Origin of the sequence: Legionella steelei, from assembly GCF_001468005.1 — a bacterium.
GTDB classification, from domain to species: Bacteria; Pseudomonadota; Gammaproteobacteria; order Legionellales; family Legionellaceae; genus Legionella; species Legionella steelei.
In genome coordinates, this window is record NZ_LNYY01000019.1 from 1,980,583 (window position 1) to 1,997,668 (window position 17,086).

Sequence of the window (17,086 nt, forward strand, 5' to 3'; positions counted from 1 at the left end):
TAAAAAGAGGATGAAGTTATGTTGGATATTAAAACTGAGGTACTTAAAGCCGAAAGTAGAATTCGCACCCACATTCGTGAAACCCCTTTAGATTTTTCAGTTCCGCTCAGTCAGTTAACGCATGCAAATCTTTATTTAAAATGTGAAAATTTGCAATATACAGGTTCATTCAAAGTCCGTGGAGCATTGAATGCCCTATTGTCTTTAAGTAAAAAGCAACAAAATGGCATTGTAGCCGCATCAACAGGAAATCATGGTGCTGCTGTTGCCTATGGCTTACACCAACTCAATCTCCCTGGGGTTATTTTTGTGCCTGAAAATGTATCCTTCGTCAAAAAGGAAAACATCAGTTTTTATACTGATTCGCTTCAACTCTATGGAAAAGACTGCGTTGAAACGGAGTTACATGCGATAGATTATGCAAAACAACATCATATGGTCTACGTATCACCCTATAACAATACTGAGGTGATTGCAGGCCAAGGAACTCTTGGTGTAGAACTCACGCGGCAACTTGAATCCATTGATGTTCTCTTTGTACCTGTGGGCGGAGGTGGTTTAATTGCGGGCATTGCGGGATACATTAAAGCGGTCTCCCCTAAAACGAAAATTATAGGATGTTTGCCAGAAAACTCTCCAGTGATGTCAGAGTCAGTCAAAGCAGGGAAAATTATTTCGATGAACACGTTGCCAACTCTTTCTGATGCGACCGCAGGAGGAATAGAACCTAATTCGATCACACTTGATTTGTGTCGTGATTACGTTGATGAGTTTGTTTTAGTCTCGGAAAATGAAATTCAAGCGGCATTATTAACCATCTTAAGTATGCATCATTTATTAATTGAAGGTGCTGCCGCCGTAGCTCTGGCCTCATTCTTAAAATGTGCAGAACACTTTCAAGGTAAAAACGCAGTGGTTATTTTAAGTGGTGCCAATATTAGCTTAGAAACATTAAAGAAAGTGATCATGTAACTGACTTGTGGCCGCGAACGTATATCTCGAGTAGGCTGGGCTGATAAGCCCAGCGCTTGTGAATTATAAAACACTAACGTCCGCCGCCACCGACTCCGCCCATGCCACCATGTCCACCACCACCTGCTCCTGAGCCTTCTCCACCATAACCCTTTTCACTATTTGATGAAACAGTGTGATTGGTGGCACAGGAGGTAACAAACAAGGGAAGCCCAATGAAGCAAAAAACAAGCATCGCTCTTTTCAATAAGTTCATTGTTGACATAGTTTTTCCTTATGAATATTTATTTCCTTATAGCGCTTTTACCGATTTTGTTCATAATAAACTATAGCTCCTTTTTTAGGGTCTGTAGATAATTCGCTAGTCTGCCATTAATGCATCAATTACCTTCCATGACTTTTCAATATCCAACGGGTTGGTGCCAGATAATCCAGCACACACAATCAGCGCTTTCCATAATGCCCATCCACGGGCACGCGCCCATGTTGCCTTATCAAGTTGCAGTGCTTTACGAAACACCTCTCGACTCTCCGCATTCAAAAAAGTCCACGCAATCACTAAATCGCAAGCAGGATCACCGATTGCTAATTGGCCAAAATCAATCACCGCACAAAGACGCCCCTCTTTAACTAACAAATTACCTGGAGCAATATCTCCATGTACCCAAACGGGGGCAGATGACCAGGTCTCACTAAGTGCCTCAGACCACATCGAAGAAACAGCCACTGTATCTATTTGTTGGCGCAAAATTTTAATTGCTTCTTGTGTCTCTGCATCATAAGTGGTCAGTGCACCTCCACGGTAGAAACTGTGCTCACCAGCTACTGGGCCACCTTTGCTGTCAATCCTTTGTAATTGCTGCAAAAATTGAGCTAAATCAGCAGCAAATAAATTCAGACCCTCAATACGCGCCATTGACGCGGTTTGTCCCTCTATCCACCGATAAATTGACCACGGCCAAGGATAGTCCGCTGTGGGTGCACCTTTTGCGATGGGTGTAGGAATTGGCAAAGACAAATGTGGTGCCAGATAAGGCAACCAATACTGTTCTTTTTCTACTTGCTGTGTATAAGATGCATCGCTTGGAAGGCGAACTGTCATTTCCGTACCCAAATGAAAAGTTCTATTGTCCCAACCACTGAACGCAACCGGTTTAATGGATAAAGCAGACCATTGTGGAAACTGTAAATGAATCAGTTGGCGAACCAGTGAAACATCAATATGTACTGTCATAGTCATCCCCGCAAAATGCGGTATTGGGTCAATTGTTAGCTAAAAATAGATTCAGCTATACCTCAGCATCATGGGCCAATAGACGTCGATTCGCACGAAAATACGTTGCAGGCGAGTATTCCAATAAATCAGATAGTTTTTCCATATAAATACATGCAAAGCGATCGACTTGATAGGCAAAATAACTTTCTTCCGCTCCAGCGCGAAAAATACGTTCCCATTTTGGATTAAAATGAGTTTGTTGTTCTTTTAATAATTTTGTAACTTCTGCATCGATCTTACTGATTTGCGCCTGCAGCTCTTGAATTTGATGGCTGTATTGTTTTGATCCTTCATCGATCATTTTGGTATATAGATTAACGTATTGCTGTTCTAAATCCTTTTTTACATCCATGGCTTCGCTGATTTTTTTCTCGATAGGCATTGCCCGTGCTTGGGCCGCTATTTCTTCCCCAAGCTCTTCAACAACCAAAGCAGTACGCCAATTACAATCTTTCTTTAATCGTAAAATATCACCATAAATATGATCGCCAATATAAAGAATTTCATCGCCACGGACATGCAAATCTTCCGTAAATTTTTTAGCATTACCCCCTTGATACACTCCAGGAACTATAGGCCCTATCATGTTAGTCATTGTTCCATTCACCGGATTAATCGATAAAAAGCGGAGATTATCGTAAAAAAATCGGGGTTTATTCGCTAAGGTAATGACAAATTCAAATAAATTAATCCAGCTCTCACCCTTCTTTAGAAAAGGGTTAATCGCATACTCTAGCAACAGCTTTGTATACGCATAATCTGAATTAGTCAGAACAAATATTTTTTTCCCATGATGGATAAAATGTCTCAAACCCTCAACTAATGCGCGTTCTTTTATCACATATGTAGGCAAATTTTTGCTAATGATGGTTTTCAAGCTACCATCGGAGTGTACTTTATCCACACAAAACTGCACGTCTTGGGCGATGGCTTGATAGCTAGGAATTTGCTCCGGATACAGGCTGTCCTTTAATTCGACCAACTGGCCATATAGAACACAAAAGGCAATTGAAAAAGCCGTGTCGATTGCCATATAATTGGGATCACTTAAATCAACATAGATACTTCGATAAATTTTCTGTTGCTCGGCAAAATCAATTTGTTTGGTGCCATGATAGCTTTGTCGAATTGCCCCATAGCGACTCAACTTTAAAATATTGCCGTTCTTACTATCAATCACCAAACCACGAATTGCATCATGATAATTAAAATTCAGCTTTTTAATTTGTTCAGGATAATGCTTGACCTCGACTAATTGTTCTTTGACGAGCTGATAAACCAAAGATTCAAAATTCTCAGAATTATAACGAATCAAGGTATGGTCCATATCCAAACCAATTAACTTGATTTTTTTCATGTTCAGAATTCGATTTACATAAACTTTATGTTCATTCATTAGCCTAAAACCTATTTGTTATTGTAGCCTGGCTACAAGCAGCCAAGCTACATGCTGAATACCGCGCTATTTCACACGCTTCACGCCATCCTGAGAAGCCAACAAAACAACATCCGCACTACGGTGTGCAAATATGCCGTTTTCAACAACGCCGGTTATGCGATTAATGCGCTCCTCTAAATCTAGAGGTTCATTGATTGTTAAATTAAACACATCGAGAATAATATTACCATTATCAGTAATAAATCCTTCTCTATATTCTGGGTCACCGCCTAATTTTACTAATTCTCGAGCGACCATACTTCTGGCTAAAGGAATTACTTCAACAGCAACTGGAAAACGCCCTAAGTGCTTTACCAGCTTTGAATCATCCACAATACAAATAAATTGTTCCGCCAGCTGAGCTACAATTTTTTCACGAGTATGCGCACCGCCACCGCCTTTGATCATTGCGCCATGTTCAGTCACTTCATCAGCACCATCAATATAAATGGGTAGTTCCTGTATCGAGTTTAAATCAATAACGGGGATACCTTCCTTTTTTAATAAAGCCTCTGTCGCTTTAGAGCTTGATACACACGCATCAATTCTGTGTTTTATAGTAGCCAATTCTTTAATAAAGAAATTCACTGTGGATCCGGTACCGACACCGACCACCATGTCATCTTCGATAAATTGCAATGCGGCTTTTGCCGCTTTTATTTTTAATTCACTCATGAAGAACTGCTCCCTTTTCGTTGCCTTACAATTTCATATAAAGACACACCGGTAGCTACCGAAACATTCAAACTGGATACACTACCTGCCATAGGTAAAGAGAATAAACCATCGCAGTGCTCCCGTGTCAGTCGACGTAGCCCTTCACCCTCAGCGCCCATTGCAATTGCGATGGAGCCAGTGCAGTCTGTTTGATACAGTGAGCTGGTTGCCTCACCAGCGGCCCCATAAATCCATACCCCATGTTCCTTTAAAAGATCCATGCTACGTACCAAATTAGTGACTCTGACTAAAGGTATCGCCTCTGCTGCACCACATGCAACTTTACTGACCACAGGAGTAATGCTGGCACTTTTGTCTTTGGGAATCACTACAAAATCAACCCCTGTTGCATCTGCCGTGCGCAAACACGCGCCCAAATTATGAGGATCAGTAACGCCATCAAGAATAAGAATTAAAGCAGGCTGTTTGCTGGATTCCAATAAGGCAAGCAAATGGGACTCATTGTAATCAGGTAACGAAGAGGCTGTTGCAACGACACCTTGGTGGGCAAAATCAGCAAAGCGCTGATTCATTTTTTGCATACTCAAATGCTCCATACTAACACCTGCTTGTATGGCTTTTTCAATAATATCCTGTAATCGTTTGTCTGTTCTGTCTTCACTGATATAGAGTTTTTTAGTCACTCGATGTGGGTTGGCTAACAAAGCAGAAACCGCATGCACCCCATAAACATACTGCTCACTCATGACTCGGTGTTTCCTCTACTGGCTCAAAATCAATTTTACGTTCATCTAAATCAACACGGGCAACTAATACCGTCATTCTGTCTCCCAAATGATACACCTGACCACCACGTGTTCCAATTAAACGATGTTTTACGGAGTCAAAAGTATAATAATCATTTTTTAACGAGGTCACATGAACCAGGCCTTCAACATAAATGTCATCCAGCTCTACAAAAATTCCAAAACCAGTCACTGCAGAAATTCGGCCTTTGAATACTTGCCCTAACTTATCTTGCATGTATTCACATTTTAACCAAGCAACCACTTCTCGTGTCGCTTCATCGGCACGCCGTTCAGTCATCGATGCATGTTTGCCTAAGCGGTTCATATCGTCATGAGTATATTCAAATTCATGAATTGGTTTTTTATCCAATAAATAACCTATTGCACGATGAATTAATAAATCAGGATAACGGCGAATAGGGGAAGTAAAATGCGTATAGGCGGAATAGGCCAGACCAAAATGTCCTTCATTCGCTTCGACATACTGTGCTTGTTTCAGGGAGCGGAGCATTACCGTTTCAATGAGATGTTTATCGGGTCGGCCTTCGATGGCATTCATCGTACGCTGGAAATCTTTAGGTCCTGGTTTTTTCCCACCTCCTAATTGTAATCCCAACTCACCTAAAAACTGTCTTAATGCAGTCATTTTATCTTGTTCGGGAGCAGCATGTACTCGATATAGTGTAGGGATCTTAGCTTTTTCTAAAAATCGTGCCGTCGCAACATTCGCAGCCAACATACATTCTTCAATCAATTTGTGTGCATCATTGCGAATCACAGGGACAATGCATTGAATTTTTTTATTTTCATCAAATTCGATGCGTGTTTCCGTTGTCTCGAACTCCATAGCCCCGCGAAGTTTACGAGTAACTAAGAGCACCTGATACAAATCATAAAGCGACTGCAATGTAGGCCATAAGGAGGAATGTTGTTCATCCGTAGCCCCCTGCGCAAGCCAAGAGCCAACTTGGGTATAGGTTAATCGGGCATGTGAATGAATAACTGCTCGATAAAAACGGGAACGAGATATTTTACCATCATCGCTGATCGCCATCTCTGCAACCATACACAGACGGTCGACGTGGGGATTTAGCGAACATAAACCATTGGATAACGCTTCTGGCAACATAGGAATGACTTTACCAGGAAAATAAACTGAGTTACCTCGACGCGCGGCTTCTTTATCCAATGCTGAATCTTGCATCACATAATTACTGACATCAGCAATTGCAACATACAATTGGAAACCACCTTTAGGTTTTTTATAACAATAAACTGCATCATCAAAATCTTTAGCATCTTCGCCATCTATCGTCACAAAAGGCAATCCACGCAAATCGGTGCGCCCCTGGATTTGTTCTTCGGTGACATGCTGTGGAATTTTTGCTACTTGGATGCTCACATCCTCAGGCCATTCAAATGGGATTCCATGGGCATAAAGTGCAACTTGAATTTCCATGCCTGGAGCCATATGCTCACCTAAGACATGAATTACTTTACCTATAGCCTGAGCTCGTTTACTGGGAAAGGCAATTAATTCGACCAAAACAATTTGTCCATTTTTTGCACCGCTCACCATTTCTGGTGGAATAGAAATATCCTGGGTCAAATGTTTGCTATCTGGCAACACAAAACTGACGCCATGGTCTGTAAAAAACCGGCCAACAATAGTCGCATTAGCATGCTCAATCACTTCGTGAATTTTCGCATCAGGTCTTCCTCGACGATCCACGCCAACTTGATAGGCAAGGACAACGTCTCCATGCATCACTGCCCGCATTTCTTTAGCAGACAAAAACATGTCTTCTGCACCGTCGTCAGGAATAAAAAAGCCAAAACCATCGGGATGTCCCTGGACTGTGCCACGTGATAGGTTAATTCGTTGCATCAAACAAAAGCGCCCGCGTCTGTCTTGCATGATTTGCCCATCGCGCAGCATGGCCTTGAGCCTAAATCCCATAGACTCTTGTTTGCGTTCGTCTCGTATTTGTAATTTATCGAATAGCTGATTGCGCGACATGGGCTTACCGTATTCATTAAGAACGTCCATGATGAATTCGCGGCTAGGAACAGGATCGGTGTATTTTTCACTTTCCCGTTTATAAAAGGGATCTTTTGATTTCTTGCTCACGTATATCCTGTTTATATTTTGTTGTCATGGTATTTAATTACCCATCATCCGCTCAGTTCTACCACTTATCTCTGAAAGTAGCAAGATAAGTGGCAAACAGCATACTTAGTGCTTAGCTGCAGGAATTACAAATCCGCGCGCGCCTACTGCTGCAGTTAATGCAGATAAAGACATATCTTCTGCAGCCCAGAACGTAGAGCCTTTGTCACTATCGGGAATTTTCACCCCTTTCCATTTACACACCGCAATCAGACCTTTACAAGGTGCTTGTTGTTCATGTCCGGGTTTGGATTCAATGCAATTTAAAGCAAATGGACCTTTATTCAAGGCTAATGCAGACCAATTACCACCTTGTAACCTCGTTGTCCAACCAGCACTAGCACCAGGATTAGTCACGGGATGGGTGATCCATAAATCTGAGGAAGTGAGATTATGAATAAACACCAAACTGCTATTTTTAGCTTGTAGCGTTACGGATTCCCCCTGAACCGCAACTGCTTGGCATCCAGCAGGTAAAGTTGATTCAGCGGCAGCACAAAAAGATAATAATACAAAACTCAAAAAAGCGACAATCCTCATGACTTTCTCCCTAATAAAATAGAAAACCGTTTATGCAACATCAAAAAAACAGCTATCAAAATAAAATTATATAATTAGCCTATGTTGCTTGCCAGTCTTACTTGTTAAAATCACTCTAACTTTTCTTTGACCAATGTAACAAATATGCATATCTGGATAGATGCCGATGCGTGCCCCAAAGTAATTAAAGAAATTTTGTTTCGTGCCGCAGTACGTACAAAAACACCACTCACTTTAGTGGCTAACTCTTTTCTTACTTATCCTAAGTCACCCTTCATCCGCTCAGTGCAAGTCACTAAAGGGTTTGACAGTGCGGACCATTATATTGTGGCGCACATAGAACCTTATGACTTAGTGATTACCGCTGACATCCCTTTGGCGGCAGACGTTCTTGCCAAAAAAGGGCTCGCGATTAATCCACGCGGAGAAGAATATACCGAAAACACCATCAAGCAACGCCTAAATTTAAGAGATATGCACGAACAATTACGTGCAACAGGACAGTTTTCAGGAGGCCCTGCGGCATTAAGTATCAAAGAAAAAACCGCTTTTGCCAATGCTCTGGATCGATGCTTAGCAAAGAAAATACAAAAATAACCACACGTTTGTACTCTTTCGTAAACGTATGCCTGCCCAGAAAAACCTCTGTCATTGAACAGACGTAGCTCGCACCTTCCCGTTTACATGAGCCTCATTAAAATTTGACAAATAATTCGCAACAACCTAGATTTTAGATATGCTCAAGGAAGATGGTGCACTGGCATGAAACTGCTTCGGCATATCCTGTTTCTTATCATATTAACGAGTTACACTTTCGCTTACAGCACTCCTATTGTCGTCGGTGTTTCTAAATCTGCGCCGCCTTTTTCTGCCGTAGATGGCAGCAATCATTATTTTGGTTTTTGTGTCGATCTCATGAATGAATTATGCAAACGGCTGCATGAAACGTGTCAATATAAACCGGTTACCCTAAACAACCAAATGGATGCATTGGCTTCAGGAGACATAGACATTACCTTTACACCAGCCCCCATACCGCAAACCATATCACAAAATTACATTTACAGTTTGCCCTATATGACCAGCAACGGACAATTTTTAACCTCATCTCCCAACATAAAAACAATTGCAGATCTGAAAAACAAAAGAATAGGGACCGTACAAGAAAGCCGCCTTCACGACACGCTTTTACTGTATACAAGTAAAGAGAATATCAAAGAATATCCAAAAATTTCGCTTATGATTATGGCCTTACTCAATAATGATGTAGATGCAATTATAATGAACATTAATATCTTTAAATACCTTACCATTAATAAAGTAATTAATTTTCAAACAGTAGGACGTCCTATTGTTCTGGGAAATGGATATGGAATAGTGACGCTCCCCAAAAATGCCACACTAATTCAGAGAATCAATAAAGCGTTATTAGAAATGGAAAATGATGGAACCTATGAAGCCATTTATAATAAATACTTCGGTTCCAATTTGTAGCTCTATGCAGTATGGGGTAAACTGGCACCCATTTTTCAAAAATACAGGATAAAACATGCCAGATAGTATTCATGTCGCAGAAATCACCGACCTACACAAAAATTCCATCATCACCTGGAAAGCATCGGGCATAGTACATCAACACCAAGAGTTTTATCGCTTAGTTGAAGATAATCATGCATTTAACTACCAACTCTGGCATGCAGAGGATAGAGCACGCCGCGATGATCAAGGATATGAGTTTGTATATCAAGCAAAGCGAGAAATTGACCGTTTTAATCAATTGCGTAATAACCGCATGGAGGCAATGGATGAATGGCTTTTTAACCAACTGCAACCAGCACACTTTAAAATATGCCCAGTGCACTCTGAGTCGCCTGGAATGATCATTGACCGCCTGTCTATTTTATCCCTAAAATCGTACCATATGGAGCTCCAAACCAAGCGCGAAGATGCCACCGAAGAACATCGTACGAGTTGTGCCCATAAATTAATGACCATTAATCAACAATTGGAACAATTAGCCAAGTGTTTTAAAGAGTTGCTTGAAGAAGTCAAAGCGAAAAAACGTACGTTCAGAATCTATCACCAATTTAAAATGTATAACGATCCTAATCTAAACCCCGAATTGTACTGCCGCCAGTAGTTGCAACGTGATGAGTTAGAGCATTGTCGCTTTTTGAATGTGTCATTTTTCCAGATGGTGAATTTGATGCTGTATCTTTATGAAAGAAGAAATTGTAAAGTGAAAAAGATGAACCGGATCGTGGCAGGGAATCAGGGGCTCTTCTTTTAGCAGGCTCACTTGATTCCCTTGGGGACTCTGTTTTTATTTTGTCCTTATCCACCGACACATTTGGACCAGGTTCTTTATCTTTGGAAGGACTAACCTGGCCTAGAGGCGGACGCCCCAGTCCACGCGCCAAAGCTCTAAGACCTAGAATTAATGAAAATAAGACCGCATTAGCTATCGCCAATATACCCATTATTGGAACATCATGGTAATGCCCTTCGGGATCCTCTTCCTGGAGAGCAGATGTTGCAAAATTAGAGAAATTATTTCCCTTAGATAGACCAGAGGCAAAACAACGAAACACTTCAAACCATTCTTGAAAAAAACTCTGCGGCGAAGAACTGGGATTACTGCCGTTTTTTAATGAGGACTTAAAGCTCTCTGCGGTTAAATACTCAGCATCATTTTGTGCCTCGATATTCGCCTTCATCTTCTTTATTTGATCATAAGGACACTCTTTTTCATTCTCTGCTTTTTGCTTTTGAACATACTGATGATGACTGTGCAGCATAAAAGCAGTCATTCCAATCATTAACACCAAACCAGAAACAATAAATGCAGCCAGTAACGCAGGCGGAAAGGCACTGGCGGTAACTAAGAATACCGAGGAAACTGTAAATAAAATACTGGTCAATACGCCATAGCCAAACAAACCATACTTCATTCCCAATAAACCTGCAGTTAAATAACTATGTGTTGTTTGTTCTTGTAATAATTGGCGTTCCTCATCAAACTGCTGAATTAATTGACACACTCGTAGCTTCAATTGTTTGACATCGGCGGGATTTATAAATTTTTTCTTGGCAGTTTCTTGTAACTCAAGCAATTTGGCATAAGTCAGTTCTAATTCTTTGCTTGTTAATTCCAATTTACATCGGGTTTGCGTCACTTCCAAGCGTAATTGAAAATCATATTCTTCGTAAATTCGTGTAACAACACAAGCTAGTGTGTAAAAAACACTAAGAACGGTCATGGCAAGAAAAAGATGTGGCGCCAGAATAGCAAGACTCATCACACCCATATAAAGGTATAAACCATCAAGTAAGCCACCAGTCGTTACCGCTAAAAAAGCATGAATACGATCTTCATCGCTCTGTTGTTCTATTCGTGATAAATAAGCTTTACGATCTAACTTTGTTAATGAAGTCAACTGTCGAATTTCTACTAAAAGCTCTTTATTGGCATTCATTTGCTTTTTACGTCGTTCCTGCATACTGCGTATCCAGAAGCGGTTGGCAGCAGCAAACACACCTAATACTAAGCCAACAGGGATGAGCATATCTTTAAGATCCAATCCAAGCGCACCTAAAACTTGTACTGTACTTCGCCATCCTTTATAAGCGTTTTTTAAGCCCTTCATGACGTCACGAAAATAGGGCCATGCAGCCGCGATGAATTTTTTTACAGAATCATTTTCCTCTCCATCAAATACACTGGCTAGAAAAGAAAAAGAGACTAAAAAAATGGCTTCTGCGGAAATTGCAGCGATTCCTTCTGGAGAAGTCGCTATTTTATGCAGGTAATCAGCATCCGTATTACGCATAAATACTTCCATGAAGTATTTAAACATACTATAAGAAGAGCTTAGAGAATCTACTACGGCATATGCATGATAGATATAACGATCATTATCGAGTTTTTGAGCGAGGAGTCTACTTTGCGCGTCGATACAGCCGGCAATTGCCAAGAGGGAAACGAGTTCTTGTGATTTTAATGATGAACCTTCTTCGCCCTTTTTAGACATTCTTACACACAAAAATGACCGGAGGTTAGGATGGCGCGGATTATATGGATAATTGAGCTTGATGTCAATAATCGTTTCATCCTGAATTAAAAACACACAATCCACAGGGCGGTTGATAATAATATCATACTCAGTTCGTACAAAAAATATTTCTATAAATCCACTTACGGGTTGTGACTTAGGATGCAAACCTGCTACGATATCGCACTAAATAATATAACAACTCAGGAAAGAGGATTAAATGAGATCGATACTTGCTCTCTTTACTTTTGCAGCACTAATGACCGGACCTGTTATGGCATCAAATGACGTACAAATTTATGGTTATGTTGAAAAAGCTACGTTTCCAGATAAAAATTTAACGCTCTCAGCAAAATTGGATACCGGAGCTAAATCAGCATCATTAAATGCAACCAACATAACTGAAATTACTAAAAATGGCATGCCTTATTTGCGCTTTACTGTCCCAACCAAAAGCGGAGACTATCAATTTGAGGCGGAATATAAAGGTCGAGTAAAAATTAAAGTTCGTGATGGAGAACATGGCTCAGAAATACTTGCCCATGCTCCTATTAAACGTCCAGTTGTACTACTTAATTTACAACTTGGAGATAAAGTTAGAACAATTAAAGTGAATTTAACCAATCGCAAACGGTTCATCTATCCTTTGCTTTTAGGAAGAGATGCAATTATTGCTTTTAATGGTGCGGTCAATCCAGCACTGACATTTACGTTAAGAAATCAGAGTCTTAAGAAATAATGAAACACAACACGCGTCATGTTTATGGACTTATTTTTACTTTATTTATCCTAGGAGCAGGGATTTTTTTGTACCGACATTTTGTACTCGATGTGCCGTTGACTGACACAGAAACAATAAACAGTTGGACGATTGAATCGAACTTACGTTTTGTCGCAGATCCGAATACGCCAATTAAAGCGAGTTTTAATATCCCCTATTTGCCGCCCCATTTTGCGATTCTTGATGAATATTTTGTATCAAGAAATTACGGGGTAACAACTAATTTAAATGGTGATAATCGAGAAACAGTTTGGTCCATCAGGCGTGCTCATGGCGCACAATCCCTATATTATAGGGCGATTTTCCGACAAACGGAGGCTAATGAATCCCCATTAGGAACTCCTCCGGCAGTCAAAACACAACCGCTTGAAGAGAGTCAAAAATCAGCAGTTGAAACTATTACAAGCCAAGTACGACAATCATCCGCAGACATTAAAACCTTTGCCCAAAGTACGGTTAAAGAACTGAATAAAAAAGATGGGAATGCGAAGTTACTAACCAGTAATAATTTTAGTGACGAACATCTTATTAATGCAGCAATTCTCATTTTAAATCAGTCTAAAATTTCTGCAATTCCAGTAAAAGGAATTTACTTATCACAAAAGAGCAAGGCTGAGTTAAGTTTATTTTTAGCTGTATTCAACGGCAAAAACTGGGTTTATATTAATCCGAGAACGGGCAGTGCCGGATTGCCTAAAGATTTTCTTATCTGGCAATATGGAAATGAACCTGTATTTAATGTCACTGGCGGCAAAAAAGCTCAATTTAGCTTAACGGTATCGCCCACCCCCATAAATGCCTTAAGCATTGCCAAATCGCGAGGGTTACAATCAGACTCACAACTGTTGCGTTTCTCCTTATTGCAACTACCCGTTAATGCGCAGGTAACGTATAAAATTTTATTAACGATACCCATAGGTGCTTTCATTATCTTGATTTTGCGAAACTTTATCGGGATTAAAACCTTCGGTACGTTTATGCCCGTTTTAATCGCTTTAGCGTTTAGAGAAACCCATGTTATCTGGGGAATTTCCCTCTTTGTCATTATTGTCTCTTTTGGACTCCTGGCACGTTTTTATCTGGATCAATTAAGGTTACTTTTGGTACCAAGGCTTGCGGCCATTCTTACTATCGTGATTTTGCTTATGATCTTTATTAGTGTCATTAGCCAGAGCCTTGGATTGGATGCAGGACTATCTGTTGCCTTATTCCCCTTGGTCATTTTAACCATGACTATAGAACGTATGTGCATTACCTGGGATGAACGAGGAGCTTCAGAAGCAATAAAATCGGGGGTAGGCAGCCTGGTTGCGGCAGTAATCTCTTATTGGGCAATGAGCTATGAACCTTTGCAATATCTTGTCTTTGCTTTCCCTGAGTTGCTTTTAGTTCTACTCGCTTTAATATTGTGGTTTGGCCAATATCGCGGCTATCGCTTATTTGAGTTGAAGCGCTTTAAATCACTTGCGAGACATGTCGAATGATTACGCTGTTTCGTCGTTTAAAAAACCATGGCATATTAAGCATCAACCAGCGTAATACAGATTTTGTATTACGCTACAATCCAAGAAAACTGTTTCCTTTGGTTGATGATAAGTTAAAAACAAAAAAATTAGCGCTAAAAGCAGGCATCGCCGTACCACCTTTGTACGATATTATCGAAACAGAACAACAAATTAAAACCATAGAAGAACGTTTAGAGCCTTATAACGATTTTGTGGTTAAACCTGCACGTGGCTCAGGCGGTGATGGTATTTTAGTTTTTAAAGATAAGGTCTATGGCCGTTATCGACAAATTAATGGAAAGTTAACCACAACACAGGAACTTAGCTACCATTTATCAAGCTTGCTCTCGGGAGCATACAGCCTTGGTGGCTCCTCCGACTATGCAATTATAGAGAAGCGAGTAGTGGTTGATCCCGTATTTGCAGAGGTAAGCTACGAAGGTATTCCTGATATTCGCATTATCAGTTTGCTAGGTTATCCTGCCATGGCGATGGTGAGGTTGCCAACGCGCTTGTCTGGCGGCAAAGCCAATCTACACCAAGGTGCCATTGGGGTTGGAGTTGATCTCGCCACCGGAAAAACTCTTGGTGGGGTATATCATAATGACATCATCGATTATCATCCTGATACGCTCAATCCTATTGTAAACATCGAAGTACCTTATTGGAATAAAATACTTGAGATTGCCTCCAGTTGCTATGAACTGACTGGTCTAGGTTATCTTGGAGTAGATATAGTCCTTGATAAAGAACAAGGACCTTTAATGCTGGAACTCAATGCACGGCCCGGCTTGAACATACAAATTGCCAACAGAGAAGGTGGATTAAAACGTTACCGAACAATTGAGGCGCATTATCAGGAACACCCTAACGAATCAGTTGCCGAAAAAGTAGCGTTTAGTCGCGAACACTTTGCCCGTTTAAAATAGTCTTTTTAAGGGGGCGGGGCTGTTAAGCCCAGTGCTCGTTGCATCAAATCCGTATGCTCCAAAATACCTCGTTAATGCAAATCCAATGAGCAGAGAATATTCATTATATGGGTGCTAAGCGCTGGGCTTAACAGCCCAGCCTACTTAAGTTAACCTCATTGACTCGAGTCCATTTCGCTCACCCAAGCACATATTAAGGCGTTAAATAGCCACTTACCTGATTTTCTTCATCATCGCTGATTGCAGAAAGCTTTCTTTTTTTGCTATGAGGAACTTCTCCGAACTGGAACGTCGGACTCCAAGACGTTGATTGTCTTTTTTCTTGGCTGCTTCCATCATCCGCCACACGCACTTCGTCCAAATGCGGAGAAAATTCTTGCTCAAAAGCAGCGTCATCATAACCAGGGGTTAGGACTCTTGTATTGTCATCAAACTCAAAATCAGATTGACCAAGCCAATCGCTCGTTTGCTCTTCGGTAGTATATGGAGAGAAGACAGACTCCTCGGCATCATCCCAATTATAACCAGGAGTTTTGGGTATCACATACTCCATAGTCATTCCATTACCACTCCAAGTCGCATGGTAATAATATTGAGCGTCATTAAAAGCAGCAACCACCTGAGTCAAATTGGTAGGTGAAGCACCATAATCATAGTCACGGTAATAAGCAAGAATTTCCTCACCTGGTTGAATTTGCCGTGTCGTGACATAAGAGTTGGTTGCAAAATCAAAGCGCACATTCATTTCCCTGCGATGCGTTGCACTTTCTATGCAATAAGCTTCGGATGCTTGGTATTTAGTATAAAGATATCCGCCCCCGCTTGATTGCACCAAGTAATTCGTATCAATATCATGTTGAGCCGCCCACAACTCCATCGCCTTTTCCGTGGTGGGTACATCAAACATTTGCTTCCCTACAAGCTGGCATATTGGCTTTTCCGCAGGAATGGCCTGACCACTAAATAAAGAGTAACGATATACCCCATTCCCCCGTTCCGTAGGTGCTATAAATAAATGATACGCTGAGTTTCTTTTGAGCTCCATTTTTTGATTTTTTTGAAAACGCGCCACATCTTCTGGTTGCTGCAAATCATAAATTTTAGGATCTAAGTTTTTATCTAAATACATTTGCTTTTTCTGTTCTTTTTTTATATTCAATTTTTGGGTTAGTAAATCGAAAAAATTTTTTATATCTGCGGGTGTTTTCACATCACTTGCAGTAAATTCTTGCTCAAGTGATTTGGCTAAGCTTTGCAAGACGTCAATCAAGGTTTGTGGTCGTCGCAAGATTTGCGGACGCTGTTGAGAAAAATAATCATCTCCATAAGAAACAGTTAACTCATCAGCAAAAGCAATTCTTTTAGTCGCAATATAATAAGCATGGTAATCAAATACAACTTTTCCAAACTCGTCTTTTCGTTGCTTACAGGTGATTTGTACTTCTAAATTAGGCCGTTCAGCATGGTTCACCCAGCGGGTACTAGACCCTGATTGCAGCATATCAATTACTACGGCATATTGCTCTTGCTCATCTAAGTTTAATTTCCATACATAAGTAGAATCGCCTTCATACTGTTTAACGGCGCGTTCTATTCGAGAATTAGATTGTATGCCGAATAAATCAATGCCTTTTATTTCTCCGACAATGTCTCCTACCTCAAACGATTTTGCGGCATATACCCCCAATTGCTTAGAACCAAGATTCGGCATAGCAGCGATAATTACACCGGCATCATAGTTTGTAGTGAGATAATTAAAGCCAGGTCGATTGCAATTATTTTGCAAATAATTACCTAGCCTTAATTGGGACTCCGCTTGTTCAGGAAAAAAAAGTAATTGTTCGGCAAGCATTTCGTCCATAGCTTGCTCTTGATCTGATGTATATAAAAATTTAACATTTTTTGGCATATTTGAATTCTTTATCATTTTGAATTGCTGCGCATTTTAGTAAAAAAA

The 17,086-nt window shown here is 40.5% G+C and carries 16 protein-coding genes; 7 read left to right on the forward strand and 9 right to left on the reverse strand.

The genetic code is table 11. The annotated features are described in order from the left end of the window. Positions 1-18 precede the first annotated feature (18 nt). A complete protein-coding gene (locus tag Lste_RS12765; RefSeq protein WP_058511311.1) occupies positions 19-972 on the forward strand; it encodes a threonine/serine dehydratase in 954 nt (317 codons plus the stop codon). Between the two features lie 73 nt (positions 973-1,045). Here the strand turns inward: Lste_RS12765 and Lste_RS12770 are convergent, their stop codons facing one another. The 7 genes from Lste_RS12770 to Lste_RS12800 form a co-directional block, all read right to left on the reverse strand. Beyond that, positions 1,046-1,237: a hypothetical protein gene (locus Lste_RS12770; RefSeq protein WP_058511312.1), complete on the reverse strand. Its 192-nt coding sequence runs from the start codon at positions 1,235-1,237 to the stop codon at positions 1,046-1,048. A 96-nt stretch (positions 1,238-1,333) separates the two neighbouring features. Then, on the reverse strand, positions 1,334-2,206 hold the full coding sequence (locus Lste_RS12775; protein WP_058511313.1) for an aminoglycoside phosphotransferase family protein: 873 nt from the start codon (positions 2,204-2,206) through the stop codon (positions 1,334-1,336). A gap of 55 nt (positions 2,207-2,261) precedes the next feature. Then, positions 2,262-3,644 carry an HAD-IG family 5'-nucleotidase gene (locus tag Lste_RS12780; protein WP_058511314.1) on the reverse strand — a complete coding sequence of 461 codons (1,383 nt, stop codon included), beginning with the start codon at positions 3,642-3,644 and terminating at the stop codon, positions 2,262-2,264. Between the two features lie 66 nt (positions 3,645-3,710). Then, the gene (gene rpiA, locus Lste_RS12785; protein WP_058511315.1) at positions 3,711-4,361 is read right to left on the reverse strand and encodes a ribose-5-phosphate isomerase RpiA; all 651 of its coding nucleotides are present in this window, start codon (positions 4,359-4,361) and stop codon (positions 3,711-3,713) included. After that, positions 4,358-5,110, reverse strand: a complete 753-nt coding sequence (gene rlmB, locus Lste_RS12790; RefSeq protein ID WP_058511316.1) for a 23S rRNA (guanosine(2251)-2'-O)-methyltransferase RlmB — start codon at positions 5,108-5,110, stop codon at positions 4,358-4,360. The genes rpiA and rlmB overlap by 4 nt, the downstream gene beginning before the upstream one ends. Then, on the reverse strand, positions 5,103-7,283 hold the full coding sequence (gene rnr / locus Lste_RS12795) for a ribonuclease R (RefSeq protein ID WP_058511317.1): 2,181 nt from the start codon (positions 7,281-7,283) through the stop codon (positions 5,103-5,105). The genes rlmB and rnr overlap by 8 nt, the downstream gene beginning before the upstream one ends. A gap of 105 nt (positions 7,284-7,388) precedes the next feature. Next, positions 7,389-7,862: a hypothetical protein gene (locus Lste_RS12800; protein ID WP_058511318.1), complete on the reverse strand. Its 474-nt coding sequence runs from the start codon at positions 7,860-7,862 to the stop codon at positions 7,389-7,391. A 144-nt stretch (positions 7,863-8,006) separates the two neighbouring features. Here Lste_RS12800 and Lste_RS12805 point away from each other — a divergent pair, with 144 nt between their 5' ends. From Lste_RS12805 to Lste_RS12815, 3 genes are all read left to right on the forward strand, one after another. Then, positions 8,007-8,459, forward strand: coding sequence for a YaiI/YqxD family protein (locus tag Lste_RS12805; protein ID WP_058511319.1), 453 nt, complete (start codon positions 8,007-8,009; stop codon positions 8,457-8,459). Positions 8,460-8,624: 165 nt separating this feature from the next. Further along, positions 8,625-9,356, forward strand: coding sequence for a transporter substrate-binding domain-containing protein (locus Lste_RS12810; RefSeq protein ID WP_058511320.1), 732 nt, complete (start codon positions 8,625-8,627; stop codon positions 9,354-9,356). Between the two features lie 55 nt (positions 9,357-9,411). Continuing rightward, the gene (locus tag Lste_RS12815) at positions 9,412-10,002 is read left to right on the forward strand and encodes a DUF4254 domain-containing protein (RefSeq protein ID WP_058511321.1); all 591 of its coding nucleotides are present in this window, start codon (positions 9,412-9,414) and stop codon (positions 10,000-10,002) included. Here Lste_RS12815 and Lste_RS12820 read toward each other — a convergent pair. Beyond that, positions 9,968-11,893 (reverse strand): hypothetical protein, encoded by a 1,926-nt coding sequence (locus tag Lste_RS12820; protein WP_058511322.1) that lies wholly within the window; start codon positions 11,891-11,893, stop codon positions 9,968-9,970. The genes Lste_RS12815 and Lste_RS12820 overlap by 35 nt on opposite strands. A 241-nt stretch (positions 11,894-12,134) precedes the next feature. On the opposite strand from Lste_RS12820, the gene Lste_RS12825 reads away from it, so the two are divergent. The 3 genes from Lste_RS12825 to Lste_RS12835 are packed head-to-tail and all read left to right on the forward strand — an operon-like array spanning position 12,135 to position 15,129. Continuing rightward, positions 12,135-12,653: an ATP-dependent zinc protease family protein gene (locus Lste_RS12825; RefSeq protein ID WP_058511323.1), complete on the forward strand. Its 519-nt coding sequence runs from the start codon at positions 12,135-12,137 to the stop codon at positions 12,651-12,653. Then, a complete protein-coding gene (locus tag Lste_RS12830; protein ID WP_058511324.1) occupies positions 12,653-14,179 on the forward strand; it encodes an inactive transglutaminase family protein in 1,527 nt (508 codons plus the stop codon). Before Lste_RS12825 ends, Lste_RS12830 begins: the two co-directional genes overlap by 1 nt. Further along, positions 14,176-15,129: an alpha-L-glutamate ligase-like protein gene (locus Lste_RS12835; protein ID WP_058511325.1), complete on the forward strand. Its 954-nt coding sequence runs from the start codon at positions 14,176-14,178 to the stop codon at positions 15,127-15,129. Before Lste_RS12830 ends, Lste_RS12835 begins: the two co-directional genes overlap by 4 nt. Before the next feature lie 193 nt (positions 15,130-15,322). Here the strand turns inward: Lste_RS12835 and Lste_RS12840 are convergent, their stop codons facing one another. Then, positions 15,323-17,038: an SET domain-containing protein-lysine N-methyltransferase gene (locus tag Lste_RS12840; protein ID WP_058511326.1), complete on the reverse strand. Its 1,716-nt coding sequence runs from the start codon at positions 17,036-17,038 to the stop codon at positions 15,323-15,325. Between the last annotated feature and the right edge of the window lie 48 nt (positions 17,039-17,086).

Coding starts and splice junctions, on each gene's coding strand:
- Lste_RS12830 (WP_058511324.1), top strand. CDS start 12,653: ATGAAACACAACACGCGTCATGTTTATGGACTTATTTTTACTTTATTT.
- Lste_RS12765 (WP_058511311.1), top strand. CDS start 19: ATGTTGGATATTAAAACTGAGGTACTTAAAGCCGAAAGTAGAATTCGC.
- Lste_RS12780 (WP_058511314.1), bottom strand. CDS start 3,644: ATGAATGAACATAAAGTTTATGTAAATCGAATTCTGAACATGAAAAAA.
- Lste_RS12775 (WP_058511313.1), bottom strand. CDS start 2,206: ATGACAGTACATATTGATGTTTCACTGGTTCGCCAACTGATTCATTTA.
- Lste_RS12805 (WP_058511319.1), top strand. CDS start 8,007: ATGCATATCTGGATAGATGCCGATGCGTGCCCCAAAGTAATTAAAGAA.
- Lste_RS12825 (WP_058511323.1), top strand. CDS start 12,135: ATGAGATCGATACTTGCTCTCTTTACTTTTGCAGCACTAATGACCGGA.
- Lste_RS12770 (WP_058511312.1), bottom strand. CDS start 1,237: ATGTCAACAATGAACTTATTGAAAAGAGCGATGCTTGTTTTTTGCTTC.
- Lste_RS12810 (WP_058511320.1), top strand. CDS start 8,625: ATGAAACTGCTTCGGCATATCCTGTTTCTTATCATATTAACGAGTTAC.
- rlmB (WP_058511316.1), bottom strand. CDS start 5,110: ATGAGTGAGCAGTATGTTTATGGGGTGCATGCGGTTTCTGCTTTGTTA.
- Lste_RS12840 (WP_058511326.1), bottom strand. CDS start 17,038: ATGCCAAAAAATGTTAAATTTTTATATACATCAGATCAAGAGCAAGCT.
- Lste_RS12820 (WP_058511322.1), bottom strand. CDS start 11,893: ATGTCTAAAAAGGGCGAAGAAGGTTCATCATTAAAATCACAAGAACTC.
- rpiA (WP_058511315.1), bottom strand. CDS start 4,361: ATGAGTGAATTAAAAATAAAAGCGGCAAAAGCCGCATTGCAATTTATC.
- Lste_RS12835 (WP_058511325.1), top strand. CDS start 14,176: ATGATTACGCTGTTTCGTCGTTTAAAAAACCATGGCATATTAAGCATC.
- Lste_RS12815 (WP_058511321.1), top strand. CDS start 9,412: ATGCCAGATAGTATTCATGTCGCAGAAATCACCGACCTACACAAAAAT.
- Lste_RS12800 (WP_058511318.1), bottom strand. CDS start 7,862: ATGAGGATTGTCGCTTTTTTGAGTTTTGTATTATTATCTTTTTGTGCT.